This window comes from Niallia taxi, from assembly GCF_032818155.1.
GTDB classification, from domain to species: Bacteria; Bacillota; Bacilli; order Bacillales; family Cytobacillaceae; genus Niallia; species Niallia taxi_A.
The window spans coordinates 668,942-683,882 of record NZ_CP102589.1 but is presented as its reverse complement, the minus strand read 5'-3'; the positions used below and the strand labels follow the sequence as shown (position 1 = coordinate 683,882).

The 14,941-nt window shown below is 39.0% G+C and carries 15 protein-coding genes; 1 reads left to right on the top strand and 14 read right to left on the bottom strand.

The window, feature by feature from the left end; all coding sequences use genetic code 11:
* Positions 1-95: 95 nt before the first annotated feature.
* From NQZ71_RS03430 to prfA, 8 genes are all read right to left on the bottom strand, one after another.
* On the bottom strand, positions 96-1,388 hold the full coding sequence (locus NQZ71_RS03430; protein ID WP_260054293.1) for a methyl-accepting chemotaxis protein: 1,293 nt from the start codon (positions 1,386-1,388) through the stop codon (positions 96-98).
* An 11-nt stretch (positions 1,389-1,399) separates the two neighbouring features.
* Positions 1,400-1,840, bottom strand: coding sequence for a low molecular weight protein arginine phosphatase (locus tag NQZ71_RS03425; protein WP_317011297.1), 441 nt, complete (start codon positions 1,838-1,840; stop codon positions 1,400-1,402).
* A 193-nt stretch (positions 1,841-2,033) separates the two neighbouring features.
* Positions 2,034-2,588, bottom strand: coding sequence for a manganese efflux pump MntP (locus NQZ71_RS03420; RefSeq protein ID WP_317011295.1), 555 nt, complete (start codon positions 2,586-2,588; stop codon positions 2,034-2,036).
* Between the two features lie 102 nt (positions 2,589-2,690).
* Entirely contained in the window at positions 2,691-3,731 is a 1,041-nt protein-coding gene (locus NQZ71_RS03415) for an L-threonylcarbamoyladenylate synthase (protein ID WP_317011294.1), read from the bottom strand.
* Positions 3,732-3,895: 164 nt separating this feature from the next.
* Positions 3,896-4,354 carry a GNAT family N-acetyltransferase gene (locus NQZ71_RS03410; RefSeq protein ID WP_144455134.1) on the bottom strand — a complete coding sequence of 153 codons (459 nt, stop codon included), beginning with the start codon at positions 4,352-4,354 and terminating at the stop codon, positions 3,896-3,898.
* Between the two features lie 209 nt (positions 4,355-4,563).
* Positions 4,564-5,310, bottom strand: coding sequence for a stage II sporulation protein R (spoIIR, locus tag NQZ71_RS03405; protein WP_317011293.1), 747 nt, complete (start codon positions 5,308-5,310; stop codon positions 4,564-4,566).
* A 121-nt stretch (positions 5,311-5,431) separates the two neighbouring features.
* Complete coding sequence (prmC, locus tag NQZ71_RS03400; RefSeq protein ID WP_317011720.1) at positions 5,432-6,289, bottom strand: peptide chain release factor N(5)-glutamine methyltransferase; 858 nt, start codon at positions 6,287-6,289, stop codon at positions 5,432-5,434.
* Between the two features lie 10 nt (positions 6,290-6,299).
* Entirely contained in the window at positions 6,300-7,373 is a 1,074-nt protein-coding gene (prfA, locus tag NQZ71_RS03395; RefSeq protein WP_144455132.1) for a peptide chain release factor 1, read from the bottom strand.
* Between the two features lie 165 nt (positions 7,374-7,538).
* Here prfA and NQZ71_RS03390 point away from each other — a divergent pair, with 165 nt between their 5' ends.
* On the top strand, positions 7,539-8,387 hold the full coding sequence (locus tag NQZ71_RS03390; RefSeq protein WP_144455131.1) for an STAS domain-containing protein: 849 nt from the start codon (positions 7,539-7,541) through the stop codon (positions 8,385-8,387).
* A 45-nt stretch (positions 8,388-8,432) separates the two neighbouring features.
* Here NQZ71_RS03390 and NQZ71_RS03385 read toward each other — a convergent pair whose 3' ends face one another.
* The 6 genes from NQZ71_RS03385 to NQZ71_RS03360 form a co-directional block, all read right to left on the bottom strand.
* Positions 8,433-9,047 carry a thymidine kinase gene (locus NQZ71_RS03385; RefSeq protein ID WP_144455130.1) on the bottom strand — a complete coding sequence of 205 codons (615 nt, stop codon included), beginning with the start codon at positions 9,045-9,047 and terminating at the stop codon, positions 8,433-8,435.
* Between the two features lie 208 nt (positions 9,048-9,255).
* Positions 9,256-9,468 (bottom strand): 50S ribosomal protein L31, encoded by a 213-nt coding sequence (gene rpmE, locus NQZ71_RS03380; protein WP_127738994.1) that lies wholly within the window; start codon positions 9,466-9,468, stop codon positions 9,256-9,258.
* Positions 9,469-9,664: 196 nt separating this feature from the next.
* Positions 9,665-10,942, bottom strand: a complete 1,278-nt coding sequence (gene rho, locus NQZ71_RS03375; protein WP_144455129.1) for a transcription termination factor Rho — start codon at positions 10,940-10,942, stop codon at positions 9,665-9,667.
* A 382-nt stretch (positions 10,943-11,324) separates the two neighbouring features.
* Positions 11,325-12,611, bottom strand: coding sequence for a UDP-N-acetylglucosamine 1-carboxyvinyltransferase (locus tag NQZ71_RS03370; RefSeq protein ID WP_127738992.1), 1,287 nt, complete (start codon positions 12,609-12,611; stop codon positions 11,325-11,327).
* A gap of 640 nt (positions 12,612-13,251) precedes the next feature.
* Positions 13,252-14,109 carry a class II fructose-bisphosphate aldolase gene (locus tag NQZ71_RS03365; protein ID WP_127738991.1) on the bottom strand — a complete coding sequence of 286 codons (858 nt, stop codon included), beginning with the start codon at positions 14,107-14,109 and terminating at the stop codon, positions 13,252-13,254.
* A gap of 318 nt (positions 14,110-14,427) precedes the next feature.
* On the bottom strand, positions 14,428-14,790 hold the full coding sequence (locus NQZ71_RS03360; RefSeq protein WP_127738990.1) for a response regulator: 363 nt from the start codon (positions 14,788-14,790) through the stop codon (positions 14,428-14,430).
* Between the last annotated feature and the right edge of the window lie 151 nt (positions 14,791-14,941).

The following is a 14,941-nucleotide window of genomic DNA, read 5'->3' as shown; positions in this document are numbered from 1 at the left end:
AGAAAGGCTGTTTACATTCTTTTTAGAAATGCCAGCCTCTCCTTAAAGATTAACTAAAATGAATAATAACCTAAGCAAAACTCGTAAAGAAAAGACTAAACCTTAAATCTAGTAATGGTTTCTTTCAGCTGTTCAGCCTGCTCTTGCAGCTCGAGTGTCAGCATATCAACCTCATTAATAATCTTCGCTTGATTTTCTGCAATAATCATAACCTGTTGCGTTCCCGCAGATGTCTCCTCCGCTATTGCCGCCACTTCCTGCGACTGGCGGGAGGTATGTTCAATTTGCTCCATCTGCTGATGAACCTGCTGTGTTATATGTTTTGTGGAATCTGCCATTTGTTTCACTATGGCTGTCATTTCCTGAAGTGTAGCATTTGTTCTTACCCCTTGCTCTGCCTCTGCATTAGCGCTTTGCACCTGCTTCTTAATTTGCACGGCAACATTTCTTACCTCTGATTGCATGCTGTCGATAAGCTCTGCTACTCCATCAACTGCTTTCGCACTTTCATCCGCAAGAACTCGGACCTCTTCTGCAACAACTGCAAAGCCTTTACCATGCTCCCCTGCTCTTGCAGCTTCTATAGATGCATTTAAAGCAAGAAGATTCGTTTGCGTTGCAATTGTTCCAACAAGCTTAAGAATATCACCGATTTTCGCTGCATTTTCCTCCAAGCTTTTCACGGAAGATAAGGAGCGGCTATTCTCCTCTGCCAATTGCTTAAGGCCTGCCACAAGTGAATGAACTACTTTATTTGTCTCATCAAGGTTTGAAAGCATTTCATTAGAGATCGCTTGAGTATGATCTGCCGTTTCTTGAACTGTTTGGGCGATATTCATTGATTGCTCCACCGCTTCAGCTGTCGCTTGCACAGAATTAGCTGCTACCTCTGATCCGCCTGCAATTTCTTCTACTGCCCTTGTAATAGAATCAGTCTGTTCTTGAGCTTCCTGCGATTTTCCTGTAATTGTCTTAACCGTTGCATTCGTACTATTGAAGTTTTTCTCAATACTTTTGACCATTTCTCTTAAATTAGAGAGCATATCGTTATAAGCCGTTCCAAGTGATCGAATCTCATCATCTGAGCTTGACAATTTCACATCCTCACTAAGATTGCCATGTGCTGCTTTAATGGCACTTTTCTCTAATCTTTGCAGTGGTTTAATAATAAAGCCGGCTGCTAAAAACGCCAAAAATCCAGACCACAGCACACCCAATGTCAATGTAATAAGATTGAATACAAATGCGCTGATTCCGATTCCTGGAAGCAAAGGATATAGGACGTAGATGAAAAATGCACTTGTTGAATATGTAATAAGCGCTAGAATGGTAATAAATAATGCAAGTTTTTTTCTCAAGCTGAACTTATATGAAGCAGTCTTTTCCATGTTTTTCTCCCCTAGTATTCCTCTTGTAATTTTTTGATAAGTGACTGGATCAAGCCATCCAATTCCTGATATGTTTTTCTGTAAAGCTCGACCGAACCTCCAAATGGATCAACAATATCACCATACTTATCATCATTTACAAATTCCTTTAATGTAAATGTTTTTTCGATTGCATGGGGAAATTGGCTGACAATGGCATTCTTATGCCCAACTGTCATTGTAAACACATGTGTTGCCCAATCAATTAAGTCAGCATTCAGCATGGTTGAAAGATGATTATGCTTTATTCCCTTTTCTGTCAACACTTCTTTCACTTGATAGGAAGCTTCTGAACCATCTATTGCATATACTCCAGCAGACTTCACTTGCATATTCCCTCTGTTTATAAGAATGGCTTCTGCCATTGGACTTCGACAAGTGTTTCCCGTACAAACAAACAATACTCGCACCATTTTTCCCACCTCCCTTTTAACGTTATTATAGATTTATTGCCGTTCTATTTCACCATTTGGATTCACTACTATATCTATCGACATGATTTTTAGATTTTACACTTTCCATATAGAGTTTTAGCTGTTTTTTCCAAATAAAAAAGCAGCTTACTTTTAAGCTGCCAATGATTACTCAATGTTGAATTTTAAGATTTTATAGGTGTAAAAGCAGCTTAATGCCAAAGGCAAGCAATATTCCTCCACCCAAAACCTCCCCATAATTCCCTAGAAGACCCTGAGCTTTTCTGCCAATAATTAAACCAAGCCATGTTAACAATGTTGCGCTTAACCCAAAGGCAAGCAGAACAAGCCATGTTTTAGCCTTATAAATACCTAAGCTTAGCCCTACGGAAAAGCTATCCAAACTCACACTGACCGCAAACACAATAAGCCCGAAGCCAACTGGTGTAATTTTGTAGGCGTCCTCTTCCTTAAAGCCTGCCCATATCATTTGCACACCTAAAATAAGCAGAAGCACTCCACCAATAATTCCAGCAATCTCCCCAAAATTATCAGACAGAAATCTCCCTGCAAGAATTCCCAACAGTGGCATGATGACATGAAATATTCCAATAATGATTCCAATTTTCATAATTTGCCTTAGCCGGAGCCTGTACATTCCCATGCCTAGCCCTACAGAAAATGCGTCCATCCCTAAAGCAAATGCCATTAGAACAAGTGTAAATATTTCTCCGATTAGTGTAGACATTACCTTCCTCCTTGGACTTGCTAATTAGAGAATATGCACGTCCAAGTTCTTTTAGAAGCATTAGAAATGAAGGTTAAAATAATAATTTACATAATCAGTATGTCAATCAATAACTTGGTGAGAGGCTGCTTTCATTAAACGGTTCATGATGGCATGTCCTACCCCTTCATATGGAAATACCTCTGCGAAAATAATATCAACATCACTATGATTAAAACTTCTTAAGCCATCATATAGATTTGCAGCAACAGTGGATAAGTCCGCTCTTTTTCCGCACACAAAAATATAATCTGCTTGATAATACTCTTTGTTTTCTTCTGTTGTAAGCACTCCTGCCTTTTTGCCATTGCGGCGCTCTTCTGCAACCAATTCTTGAATTCTTTCCTTCGGTGCTTGCACTAAATACAACGGAGCATTCGGTGCATAATGTGTATACTTCATGCCAGGTGATTTTGGTGCGGAATCTTTATTAACAAGGGCTTTATCTAGCATCACTTCCCCGATTACTTTTTCGATGTCCTCATGGGACACACCACCTGGCCGAAGTATCACAGGAACAGAATCAGTACAATCAATAACCGTTGATTCAACACCAACACCTGTCGGACCGCCATCCACAATCCCGGCAATAACTGAATCTAAATCTTCCTTTACATGAAGCGCAGTAGTAGGGCTCGGCTTTCCAGATGTATTAGCACTTGGGGCAGCAATCGGTAAATTGGCCAATTCTAATAATTTTAATGCAACCGGATGGTCAGGCATTCTTATGCCGACAGTATTAAGCCCGGCAGTTGCCAGCTTCGATAATGCACCTTCTTTAAGCTGAAATATAATCGTAAGTGCTCCTGGCCAAAAGGCTTCCATTAATTGCTCTGCCTTCTCCGGCACTTCCTTCACGAGCTCTGCCAATTGCTCTTTTTTTGCTATATGAATGATGAGCGGGTTATCAGATGGTCTTCCTTTCGCAGCAAAGATCTTAGCAATGGCTTCATCATTTTTCGCATTCCCTCCAAGTCCATAAACTGTTTCTGTTGGAAAGGCAATTACTTCATTTTTGTTTAAAAGGTCTGCAGCCTGTTTAATTTGTGGATAACTACTATCTATATCCACATACTTATCCACTGACCATAAATTTGTCTTCATACTTATCCACCTTTATTTAAAACTTATGTAAATACATTGAAATCGCCTGTGTTTCTTCAATTTTCGACAATTCTCATTTGACCAAATCCAGGCGATTTTTTCGTCTTTTATCTGACTTGTCCACAAATTGTGAATAAAAAGACGAAAACAGTGGATAACTCTTCCTAATTATCCACATTGTTTATCGAATAATACATAATTTTCGAGTTATTAACAGCTTCTGCTGTCTTTACTGTTGATGATTGTCTGACATCCACAGGCAAATCTTCGACATTTATCTCCTTAAATCCAAGTAAATAGAAGAGATTCCTCGCATTCTTATTATTCACTACGCAATATAGCATACCTAATTTTTGTTCTTTAGCCAACCTTATGGCCTGTTGAAGCAAAAACAAAATGTCTTCAGCAGATCCATTTTTAAGCACTAGCGCCCTTAGCAGCCCAGCGTCAGCAAAAGGCTGAATGCCGATTGTCCCCATTAATTCTCCTGAATGTGTATCCTCCGCAACAAGGCAGAAGTCCATCCAATTCTCCAAATCCTGCAATTCGACTTCCGTTCTCCCTAAAAAGCTTTTAAGGCCCTCTATATCTCCATTAGTTGCTGTTCTAATAATATGCTCCATATTTTAAGTCCCCTTTATCATAAATTGAATTAGCTGTTAATTCTATTACTATGAAAAGGAGTTGAAAAAAATGATAGAATTTTTATTAATCTTCTCTACCAATAAGATTAATCCAAGCATAACTTTACAGTATATGCCCTGTATCCTTATTTTTAAAAATAAAGCCATCTGTCACAAGCAGTGTTTACTTGCGCAGATGACTTATTATCTCATCCAAAGATTTTATCCCATAGCTCTACAAGGAAGAACTTTACTTCTACGTCACTCTCTTTTTCTTCATCCACATAAACAGGATCCTCTTTACTGTCTTTTACTACTTCTTTCACTTCTGCTTTTTTGTCTTCCTTAGCTTTCTTTGATTCTTCATCTGCTTTGTCTTTCTTTTCTGCTACTACTTCTTCCTTCTTTTTGCTATCTTCTTCCTTCTTATCCTCTTCAAAGCCATCACTTACAGCGACACTGTTAGAAAAATCAAGGAAACATAATGGTGGAAACAGCACACACCACCAATTTGCTCCTTCTCCAGCTCCTAATGTAATTAAAATTGCTTCATATTCACCAGCAGGATATAAAAACTCTCCGTATAGCTTTGTAGGAAAATCTACTTTACCGAATTTCACTTTTACTGTCTGATCTGAGCTTTCTTCCATAACTACCTTTTCTGCTATCTTTTGAATTTCCGGCTGTTTATCCTTTAAAAGCTGTTTTGCTGCTTCTTTAGAAGTTAAATCTGCTACCCAATTTGTTATTTCTGCATTGACTGCGTCCCTTACTTTTCTCTTTAAAGCTTGGTCCTCTTCGCTATCGCTATTTGCCAATATTCTTAGTCTGATAGCATCATTTGGAATTACCACTTCGTCATTTGCTGTCACTTCATTTTTTGGTATATATAAACTCATAATAGTTGATAGGATAAGTACAAATATATATATTGTTGCCATTGATTTTCTTTTCATATTAATTCGCCCCCTCATAAAAACAGTGTGGACAGATTAATAGATTCTTAAACTAGCAAGTTTGATTTTTTTCAAAAGAAAAAACCGCGGATTATCCGCGGTTAAAACTAATATAAAAATGTCACTCAAACCCTATTTCAGCAAATACCATTCGATCCTTCTTGTTGATGTCATACACAACATTTACCTTTGCTGACGGAAAAGCATTCACAATCAATTTTGAAACTGCTTCACTTTGACCCATGCCTACTTCAAAGCCGACAATGCCTTTAGTCTTTAACACAAAAGGAAGCTGCTCGCATATTCTTCTGTAAATATCCAAGCCTTCTGCTCCTGCAAATAATGCTCGATGAGGCTCATGCTCTGTAACGACAACAGACATTTCAACAGCATCTTGATCTGGTATGTAAGGAGGATTTGATAATATTACATCAAATTTTCTTTTAGCTTTTAAAAATGGCTCAAACAAATCTCCTTGGACAAATTCCAGTTCTGCTTCAAGCGCCATTGCATTTTGCCTTGCAACCTTCAAGGATTCTTCGAATAGGTCTGTTGCAGTCACGTGAAGCTGTGGGTATTCCAGTTTCATCGTAATCGCGATAGCCCCGCTCCCTGTTCCGATATCAACCAAATCAACAGTGTCACTTCCATATAACACCTTAATTCGCTCTAACATATTATAAACAAGCTCTTCTGTTTCCGGTCTGGGGATAAGAACCTCCTCATTGACTGTAAATGTCCGTCCGTAAAAGTCCTCATAACCTATTAAATATTGAATCGGTTTTCCTTCACCATGAAGATGGACATACTTTTGGAACTGGCAAAAGGCATCTTCACTCATCTCTTCTCTAAATTTCATCAGCATCTCAGAACGAGTCGCTCCTAATACATGACGCATTAGCAGTTCTCCAGCGTATTCCTCACGACCATGCACAGTCAAATAAGAAGAAGCCCATTTAAGGGCATCGAACACTTTCATTTGTCCTGAATCAGACATCAGAAGCACTTTCCAAACGGCTTGATTGCTCTTCCATAATCAAAGCATCAATAATGTCTTCCATTTTTCCTTGCAGGATTTGATCAAGCTTCTGAATAGTAAGTCCAATTCGGTGATCTGTTACACGGTTTTGCGGGAAGTTATATGTTCTGATACGTTCTGAACGATCTCCTGTACCGACTGCAGACTTACGCTGCTGGTCATACTCCGCTTGTGCTTCTTGTTGGAACTTGTCATACACACGAGCACGTAATACTTTCATTGCTTTTTCTTTGTTTTTGATTTGCGATTTTTCGTCCTGACAAGATACAACTGTTCCTGTCGGTAAATGAGTCAATCTTACCGCAGACATTGTAGTGTTAACACTTTGTCCACCAGGTCCGCTTGAAGTAAATGTATCAACACGGATATCCTTATCGTGGATTTCAATTTCAACCTCTTCAGCCTCAGGAAGACACGCAACTGTTGCTGTTGAAGTATGAATTCTTCCGCCAGATTCTGTTTCAGGCACACGTTGGACCCTGTGTGCTCCATTTTCAAACTTAAGCTTTGAGTAGGCACCTTTTCCGTTTATCATGAAAATGATTTCCTTATATCCACCTACACCTGTTGAACTTGCATCAATTACTTCCATTTTCCAGCCTTGAGATTCTGCATAGCGGCTGTACATGCGGAACAAGTCTCCAGCAAATAATGCTGCTTCGTCTCCACCTGCTGCTCCCCGAACTTCCATGATAACGTTCTTATCGTCATTAGGATCTTTTGGTATCAGCAATATTCTTAGACGTCCTTCTAATTCCTCAATTTTCGCTGCTGTTTCATCCAGCTCTTCTTTAACCATTGCACGCATTTCTGAATCAAGCTTTTCCTCTAGCATTGATCTCGCGTCTTGGTTTTGTGCTTTTACTTCTTTATATTCCCGGTAAACTTCAACCGTTTCTTGTATATCTGATTGCTCTTTAGAATAATCACGCAATTTTTTTGTATCATTGACAATTTCAGGATCGCTCAATAGCTCATTAAGCCTGTCATAACGATCCTCTACAGCTTGCAGACGATCAAACACGAATATTCACCTCAATTTTTTTCCATAACATTTTAATTATATTATAGGCTATTATCCCCGTCAAAACCAAATTAACATGTAAAAACAGCATTTACGAGGATATAATGCTTATCTTGTAACGTTTTGCTTTATAATAAAGATATTCATAGAAAGAGAGGACAAATAATGTCTCTATCCAACGACTCTGTCTATCACTATATAATGGAAAAGGCTCCAGTAATTACAGAAAAATGGTTCGTCTTAAAAGACGGCGAAGAGGGATCCATTTATAGTAAAGATTCTACTGATGCTGTTAATAATCTACTCAGGTCCCAACATGCTTTTACAATTGAAACTGTCATCAGTTCTTTTCTAGATGATGAGACTATCTTCTCCGCAAATTTATCAAAATGGGCAAACGAAATTGCCAAAAGCAGAGTAAGGCTCGGCGTGCCTGTTCATCAAGTACTGCATGCTTTAAGTCTGACTAGACAAACCATCTGGGAAATGATTACTATATTCATTGAAGAAATAGGAGATATTCCACAGGCAACCATATTGCATTGGAGTTCGGTCTTCCATCTTACTTTTGACAAATTGAACAATGAATTCACTGAAATGTACCACGAATACAATCTTAAAAAAATTCAAGCGCAGCAAGACACAATCAATGAATTAAGCAACCCGATTATCCCCATTATTAATCATATTGGGGTTCTGCCGATTATTGGAGCCATTGACACAACAAGAGGGAATCTAATCTTAGAAAATGTCCCTGCTAGCTGCAAGGATAAGGAAATTAGACATCTGCTTATTGATCTTTCTGGCGTATCTTCCATTGATACGATGGTGCTGCAAAAGCTTCTAAGCTTAGTAAAGATTTTGAAGTACACAGGCATGGAATCGAGTATATCAGGGCTAAGACCCGATATAGCACAAGTCATCAATAATTTAGGGATTAGCCTTGAGAATGTCCCTACATACAGCACACTCAAGCAGGCACTTTCAAAGCTTGGCTTATCTGTATCTTCCTAATAAAGTCCCCATTAGAGCTCTAATGGGGACTTTTTTTGCATACAGTCACTTTATTGAAGTACTGTTGATTTCTTTCAGTGAAGGTGATTTAGGTACTTCATGATGATGACGGCATCTAGGCTCATACGATTCAGAAGCACCGACAAGTATGATTGGGTCATCATACGATGCTGGCAATCCGTCAATTAGTCGCTGCGTACGGCTTGCCGGTGAACCACATACAGCACAAACTGCCTGCAGCTTTGTCACCAACTCAGCAATTGCCATAAGTTCAGGCATTCTTCCAAATGGCTCACCACGGAAGTCCTGATCCAATCCTGCACAGATAACTCTATAGCCGCTATTGGCTAAATGCTGGACAACTGCCACAATCTCCGGATCAAAAAACTGGACTTCGTCAATGGCAACCACTTCAACATCTGGTTTCACATATTCAAAGATTTCTGAGGAGTTGCTAATTGGGACAGCAACTGTTGTAGAACCATTATGTGAGACTACAGCTTCCTCACTGTAACGATTATCTATTTTAGGCTTAAACACAACAATGTTCTGTTTAGCAAATTGGGCTCTTCTAACTCGTCGGATAAGCTCTTCTGATTTACCGGAAAACATACTTCCGCAAATAACCTCTACCCATCCATGATGTTTCATCACATACATGAAACCTCTCCTTCCTTCCTCCAAAAACATGTCCTTTACTAAATTAGCAAAGCGACTGTAGCGTTCATGTACTCATAGAAGACGCTTAAGAATACAAAAAATCCGTATTTCATTTTCTTGTATTCTTAAAAACCCTCTTAGTCCGTAGGATTATCATAAAGAAAGAACAGGCAAGGTATGAAACATTCTTGCCTGTTCTTTGGATTGATTATTGTTGTTGCGTTTTGATGCCGTATTTTTTGTTGAAACGGTCAACACGTCCGCCAGCTTCAGCGAATTTTTGACGTCCAGTATAGAACGGATGGCACTCAGAGCAAGTTTCAACTTTCATCTCTTTTGCAACAGAACCAGTTGTGAACTCGTTGCCACATGCGCATTTTACCGTAATTTCATTATAAGTTGGATGAATTCCTGCTTTCATTCCTTTTCATCTCCTTCCGCCCTGCAACTTTCGAAACAGAGTTATAGAATAATGCTTGGACAATGCTTTTTCCCATGCATTATTATTTCAAAAACACACTGTCATCATTATAACAAGTACATGGGCTTTTTGCAACTTCATTTCCTCATCTTGAATCATGAAATTTTTCCCAAGTTTTGAATTCACTTAACAGCAATTAAGAACGCTTCGCAGCAGTTCCTGCCTTCATTTGATCAGACAATACAGCGAAAAATTCTTCGTTAGACTTTGTTTGTCTTAGCTTACGTAAGAAACGTTCTGCAAAGTCAGGAGCATCAGACATGGACTTGCGAATGGCCCATAGCTTATCCAAGTGTTCCTTCGGTATAAGAAGTTCCTCTTTACGCGTACCAGAACGGCGAATATCAATCGCAGGGAAAATTCTTCTTTCTGCAAGAGAGCGGTCTAAATGAAGCTCCATATTACCTGTACCCTTAAATTCCTCATAAATAACATCATCCATACGAGAACCTGTATCCACCAATGCAGTTGCAAGGATTGTTAAAGAACCGCCTTCTTCAATATTACGCGCTGCACCGAAGAAGCGTTTTGGACGATGGAAAGCAGCAGGGTCTATCCCTCCTGATAATGTTCTTCCACTTGGAGGAATGACAAGATTGTATGCCCTCGCAAGTCTTGTTATACTGTCCATCAGGATAACAACATCACGCTTATGCTCCACAAGACGCATTGCTCTTTCCAAAACAAGCTCAGCAACTTTAATATGGTTTTCTGGAACCTCATCAAAAGTGGAGCTTACAACATCTCCGCTTACAGATCTTTCGATATCAGTTACTTCCTCTGGTCGCTCATCAATTAAAAGGACAATAAGCTCCGCATCTGGATGATTCGTCGTTATGCTGTTGGCAATCTCCTTGATAAGCATTGTTTTACCAGCCTTTGGAGGCGCAACAATTAATCCACGCTGCCCAAAGCCGACAGGTGCAAGTACATCCATAATACGTGTAGAAGCATACTTTTGTGTTGTCTCCAGCTTCATCTGTCTGTCTGGATATAATGGAGTTAGCGCTGGAAAATGAACCCTTTCCTTTGCTGTTGCCGGATCATCGCCATTTACTGCTTCCACTTGCAGCAAGCCGAAGTATCGCTCATTCTCTTTAGGCGGACGCACCTTACCTGAAACCTTATCCCCATTTCTCAAATCAAACTTTCTGATTTGGGAAGCTGATATGTAGATATCCTGTGAACTAGGCGAATAGTTAATCGGTCTTAAGAAGCCAAAGCCTTCTGATTGGATAATCTCTAGAACACCTTCCATGAAGAAATACCCTTCCTGTTCGGCTCTCGCTTTTAAGATAGAGAATATAAGCTCTTTTTTCGTCAGCTTGCTGTAGTAAGCTACTTTATATTCACGAGCCAATTCGTATAGCTCTTTTAATTTCATATTTTCCAAACTAGATATGTTCAATCCCATTTTGCCACCACTCTTTTTTCATTTTCAGTTATTCCTACCATTTAGCGAAATTTGTATTTGGAAAGGAATGTATTCATTTTTTTTGAGGCGTTACGTGTTTGAAGAAGAAAAAAACTATAAAATGTATATAGTTAATGAAGTATAGTATTAATTCCCGCACTCCCGCAAGTTAAGAAGTTTTTTGCATAAAAGCAACCTCTATTTTACCTAATCTAGTCGTTGATATGCAACTACAATTTAATAGGAAAAGAATCCGTTTTCTTGGAACATCAACATAAGATAAAACGGGCAGAATGAGGCTGACCTCGCTTTATAGCTCCTCCACTTACAGAAGGGGTCCATTAAGATTAGCAGCACCCATTATTCCACCCTGTTATCACTATCAACCATTTTTTATTTGTTCATACTCTTCCTGGGTCATACCTTCACGCCAGATAGACGCTCCTAAGCCCTTCAGCTTCTCTACAAGCTGTCCATATCCTCTGTCAATATGCTCAATACCAGTAACTTCAGTGATGCCATCTGCCATCAATCCTGCAATTACCAATGCTGCTCCAGCTCTTAAATCACTTGCCTTAACACGTGCTCCTTGCAGATGAACAGGTCCATTGATAATTGCCGATCTTCCTTCCACTTTAATCGTGGCATTCATCCTTCTCAGTTCATCAATATGCTTGAAGCGGGCACTGTATATTGTATCCGTTACCATGCTTGTACCGTTTGTTTTTGTCAAAAGCGATGTGAACGGCTGCTGTAAATCTGTCGGGAATCCTGGGTAAACAAGGGTTTTAATATCCACAGGCTTCAAATCAGGGTTGGAGCTTACAAATACTTGATCACCACTTGATTCAATATGCACACCCATTTCCCTTAATTTTGCGATAAGAGATTCTAAATGCTGTGGTATTACATTATCAATCAGTATTCCATCACCAACTGCTGCACCAATAATTATATAAGTTCCGGCCTCAATTCGGTCAGGAATAATTGTATGACGGCAGCCGTCTAACCGATCGACACCATCTATTCGAATGACATCCGTTCCTGCCCCTTTAATCTTAGCGCCCATATTAGTCAGCAATGTAGCAACGTCAATGATTTCTGGTTCTTTAGCGGCATTCTCAATAATCGTCCTGCCTTTTGCTCTTACAGCCGCAAGCATGATATTAATAGTTGCCCCTACACTCACCACATCGAGATAGATTCTGGCTCCCCTCAGCTCATCAGCTCTTAGGTAAATGGCTCCCTGTTCATTTGTCACTTGAGCTCCTAATGCTTCAAATCCTTTTATATGCTGATCAATCGGCCTTGGACCTAAATGGCAGCCCCCAGGCAATCCAATTACAGCTTTTTTAAATCTGCCTAGCATTGCTCCCATTAAGTAATAGGAAGCACGCAGCTTTTTGACCTTACCATTTGGCATAGGCATGGAAATCATAGAAGTCGGGTCAATCGTCATATCAGAATCAGAGAATGAAACACTTCCTCCTAATTCCTCCATAATCCCTTTCAATATGTGTACATCAGAAATGTCAGGCAATCCCTCAATGGTCACTGGAGATTCTGCTAAAATAGTGGCTGGTATCAGTGCAACTGCACTGTTTTTTGCTCCGCTAATGCGAACCGTACCTTTTAATGGTGATCCACCTGCAATCATAAGTTTTTCCATTTCTAACTCCCTTCTAAGCCAAGCAATGCGTGTACTTAATTATGTAATTTTCGTATTATCCGAAATTACTTAGCCGTTTTGCGGCCCCTTTTCATTTGGGCAAGTACTGCTTTGCTAACTTCCCTGTTTACAGGAATATAAAAATTGAATTAAGTCTTGAATGTAATATCAATTATGAGTTCCTACTAATTCAATTATTATACCAAAATTTAAGGAAGATAGGAAAAGTGCTAGCACATGCACAATGTTTAGAAGGGCAAAAGCATGTCCAGGTAACATTTAAGGACAGTTGGGTATTCCCAATTTGGCTAATAAATCTCAAGTAGTATCAAAATTAATATCGCCAAGTCAAATTTACGAACGGTGAAATTAATAATTAATAAAAATCTGGGTGTTTTTTCAATAGAAGCTTGATAACTAGAATACTGGATGTGTTGAACATAAAGGTGCTTTTAGTCTAGTCCAGATGGGGACTGCTTGTCTTGTTCCTTTAAGCAGCTTCAGCCAGTCTTCAAATGGGGAATTATCATTCTTTATACATCATAACCGACAATATGTCTGTTTATTCGACTGACTTTCTAAAATACAGTAAATGAACGGAAACCGCCCATTAAGGACGGTTTCGATCATTTATGTTATATTACGCTTTGTTTGAAGAACCGAATTCTTTGATTTTGCCAATAACAGTTGCTTTAATAGCATCACGAGCTGGTCCTAAGTATTTACGTGGATCGTACTCTTCTGGTTTAGCAGCCAATGTTTCGCGAACTGCTTTAGCAGATGCGATTTGGTTTTCAGTGTTAACATTGATTTTAGCTGTACCAAGAGAAACAGATTTTTGGATATCTTTTGTTGGGATTCCAGTTCCTCCGTGCAATACTAGTGGAAGACCAGTAAGGTTACCGATTTCTTCCATTTCTTTGAAACCAAGGTTTGGTTCACCTTTGTATGGTCCGTGTACAGAACCAAGTGCTGGAGCTAGAGTATCGATGCCAGTGCGTTTAACAAGCTCAACACACTCTTGTGCATTAGCGTAGATTACGCCTTCAGCTACAACATCATCTTCTTGTCCGCCAACAGTTCCAAGCTCAGCTTCAACTGAAACACCTTTTGAATGAGCGTAGTCAACAACTTTTTTAGTTGTTTCAACGTTCTCTTCAAATGGGTGGTGAGAAGCATCGATCATAACAGAAGTGAATCCAGCGTCGATAGCTTCTTTACATTTTTCGAAGCTTGAACCGTGATCCAAGTGAATAGCAACAGGAACAGTGATTTTATAGTCTACAAGTAAACCTTCTACCATTTTAACTACAGTTGTGAAACCACCCATGTAACGAGCAGCACCTTCAGATACCCCAAGGATAACTGGAGATTTTTCTTCTTCTGCAGCTTGAAGAATTGCTTGAGTGAACTCAAGGTTATTTAAGTTAAATTGACCAACAGCATAGCCTTCTGCTTTTGCTTTGTTTAACATGTCTTTCATTGAAACTAAAGGCATATTTCTTCCTCCTTATTATGATCGTCGTTTTTACAAGGTAACCTTTATTAAATTCTCCAAAGAGAATTGTGAATATGTATACATTACCCCTAGTAAAATAAAACGAATCAATTAGCTTTTAAATTCCATAGGTAATCATACCAAAATAAGTAGAGAAATGCTATCTATCCAACCATTTTTTATAAAATGTCATAAAAAAATTAGTTTTATTCAAAAAAATGATAGAGCAATTAATTTGCTCTATCATTTTTTTGTTATTATGTATTCGTAAAATTACTAGGTATAAGTGCCCCAAAAGGCTCCGTTTAGTTCAATACTTTAGCTGACTATATATTCCTTTACTGCAGCACGCAAATCATCGATGTCGAAAGGCTTTGCAAAATGTGTCAATGCACCAAGATCCTTTGCTTCCTGAATCATATCAAGCTCACCATATGCCGTCATGATAATTACACGAATATCCTTGTAGAGCTTTTTCATACGTTTTAATATTTCAATGCCATCCATTCCAGGGATTTTCATATCAAGAAGTACCAAATCAGGAACCTCTTGCGTCACTATTTCTAGCGCCTGCACTCCATTTGCAGCTTGAAATGTTTTGTAGCCTTCTTTCTGAAACACTTCATTTAATAAAATTCTGATACCGAACTGGTCATCCACGATTAATATTTTCCCTTTCATTTTAGACCCTCCCCTTCCTAATTTTCCTCTATTTGTTGCAAATGAAAAAGATGTTCCCCTATATCTGATAACCGGCTGCTGATATTCGACACAGCAAAAAAGACTATTTTAGACAATAGACCCAATTACATCCATTATATAACAAAGTTTT

Excerpts from the sequence above, each read along its gene's own strand:
- NQZ71_RS03370 (WP_127738992.1), bottom strand. The coding sequence starts at position 12,611 with ATGGAAAAACTTATGATTGCAGGTGGATCACCATTAAAAGGTACGGTT.
- NQZ71_RS03420 (WP_317011295.1), bottom strand. The coding sequence starts at position 2,588 with ATGTCTACACTAATCGGAGAAATATTTACACTTGTTCTAATGGCATTT.
- NQZ71_RS03365 (WP_127738991.1), bottom strand. The coding sequence starts at position 14,109 with ATGCCTTTAGTTTCAATGAAAGACATGTTAAACAAAGCAAAAGCAGAA.
- NQZ71_RS03430 (WP_260054293.1), bottom strand. The coding sequence starts at position 1,388 with ATGGAAAAGACTGCTTCATATAAGTTCAGCTTGAGAAAAAAACTTGCA.
- spoIIR (WP_317011293.1), bottom strand. The coding sequence starts at position 5,310 with ATGAAAAGAAAATCAATGGCAACAATATATATATTTGTACTTATCCTA.
- rpmE (WP_127738994.1), bottom strand. The coding sequence starts at position 9,468 with ATGAAAGCAGGAATTCATCCAACTTATAATGAAATTACGGTAAAATGC.
- NQZ71_RS03410 (WP_144455134.1), bottom strand. The coding sequence starts at position 4,354 with ATGGAGCATATTATTAGAACAGCAACTAATGGAGATATAGAGGGCCTT.
- NQZ71_RS03385 (WP_144455130.1), bottom strand. The coding sequence starts at position 9,047 with ATGTATGTGATGAAACATCATGGATGGGTAGAGGTTATTTGCGGAAGT.
- rho (WP_144455129.1), bottom strand. The coding sequence starts at position 10,942 with ATGGGATTGAACATATCTAGTTTGGAAAATATGAAATTAAAAGAGCTA.
- NQZ71_RS03360 (WP_127738990.1), bottom strand. The coding sequence starts at position 14,790 with ATGAAAGGGAAAATATTAATCGTGGATGACCAGTTCGGTATCAGAATT.
- NQZ71_RS03415 (WP_317011294.1), bottom strand. The coding sequence starts at position 3,731 with ATGAAGACAAATTTATGGTCAGTGGATAAGTATGTGGATATAGATAGT.
- NQZ71_RS03425 (WP_317011297.1), bottom strand. The coding sequence starts at position 1,840 with ATGGTGCGAGTATTGTTTGTTTGTACGGGAAACACTTGTCGAAGTCCA.
- prmC (WP_317011720.1), bottom strand. The coding sequence starts at position 6,289 with ATGAAAGTGTTCGATGCCCTTAAATGGGCTTCTTCTTATTTGACTGTG.
- NQZ71_RS03390 (WP_144455131.1), top strand. The coding sequence starts at position 7,539 with ATGTCTCTATCCAACGACTCTGTCTATCACTATATAATGGAAAAGGCT.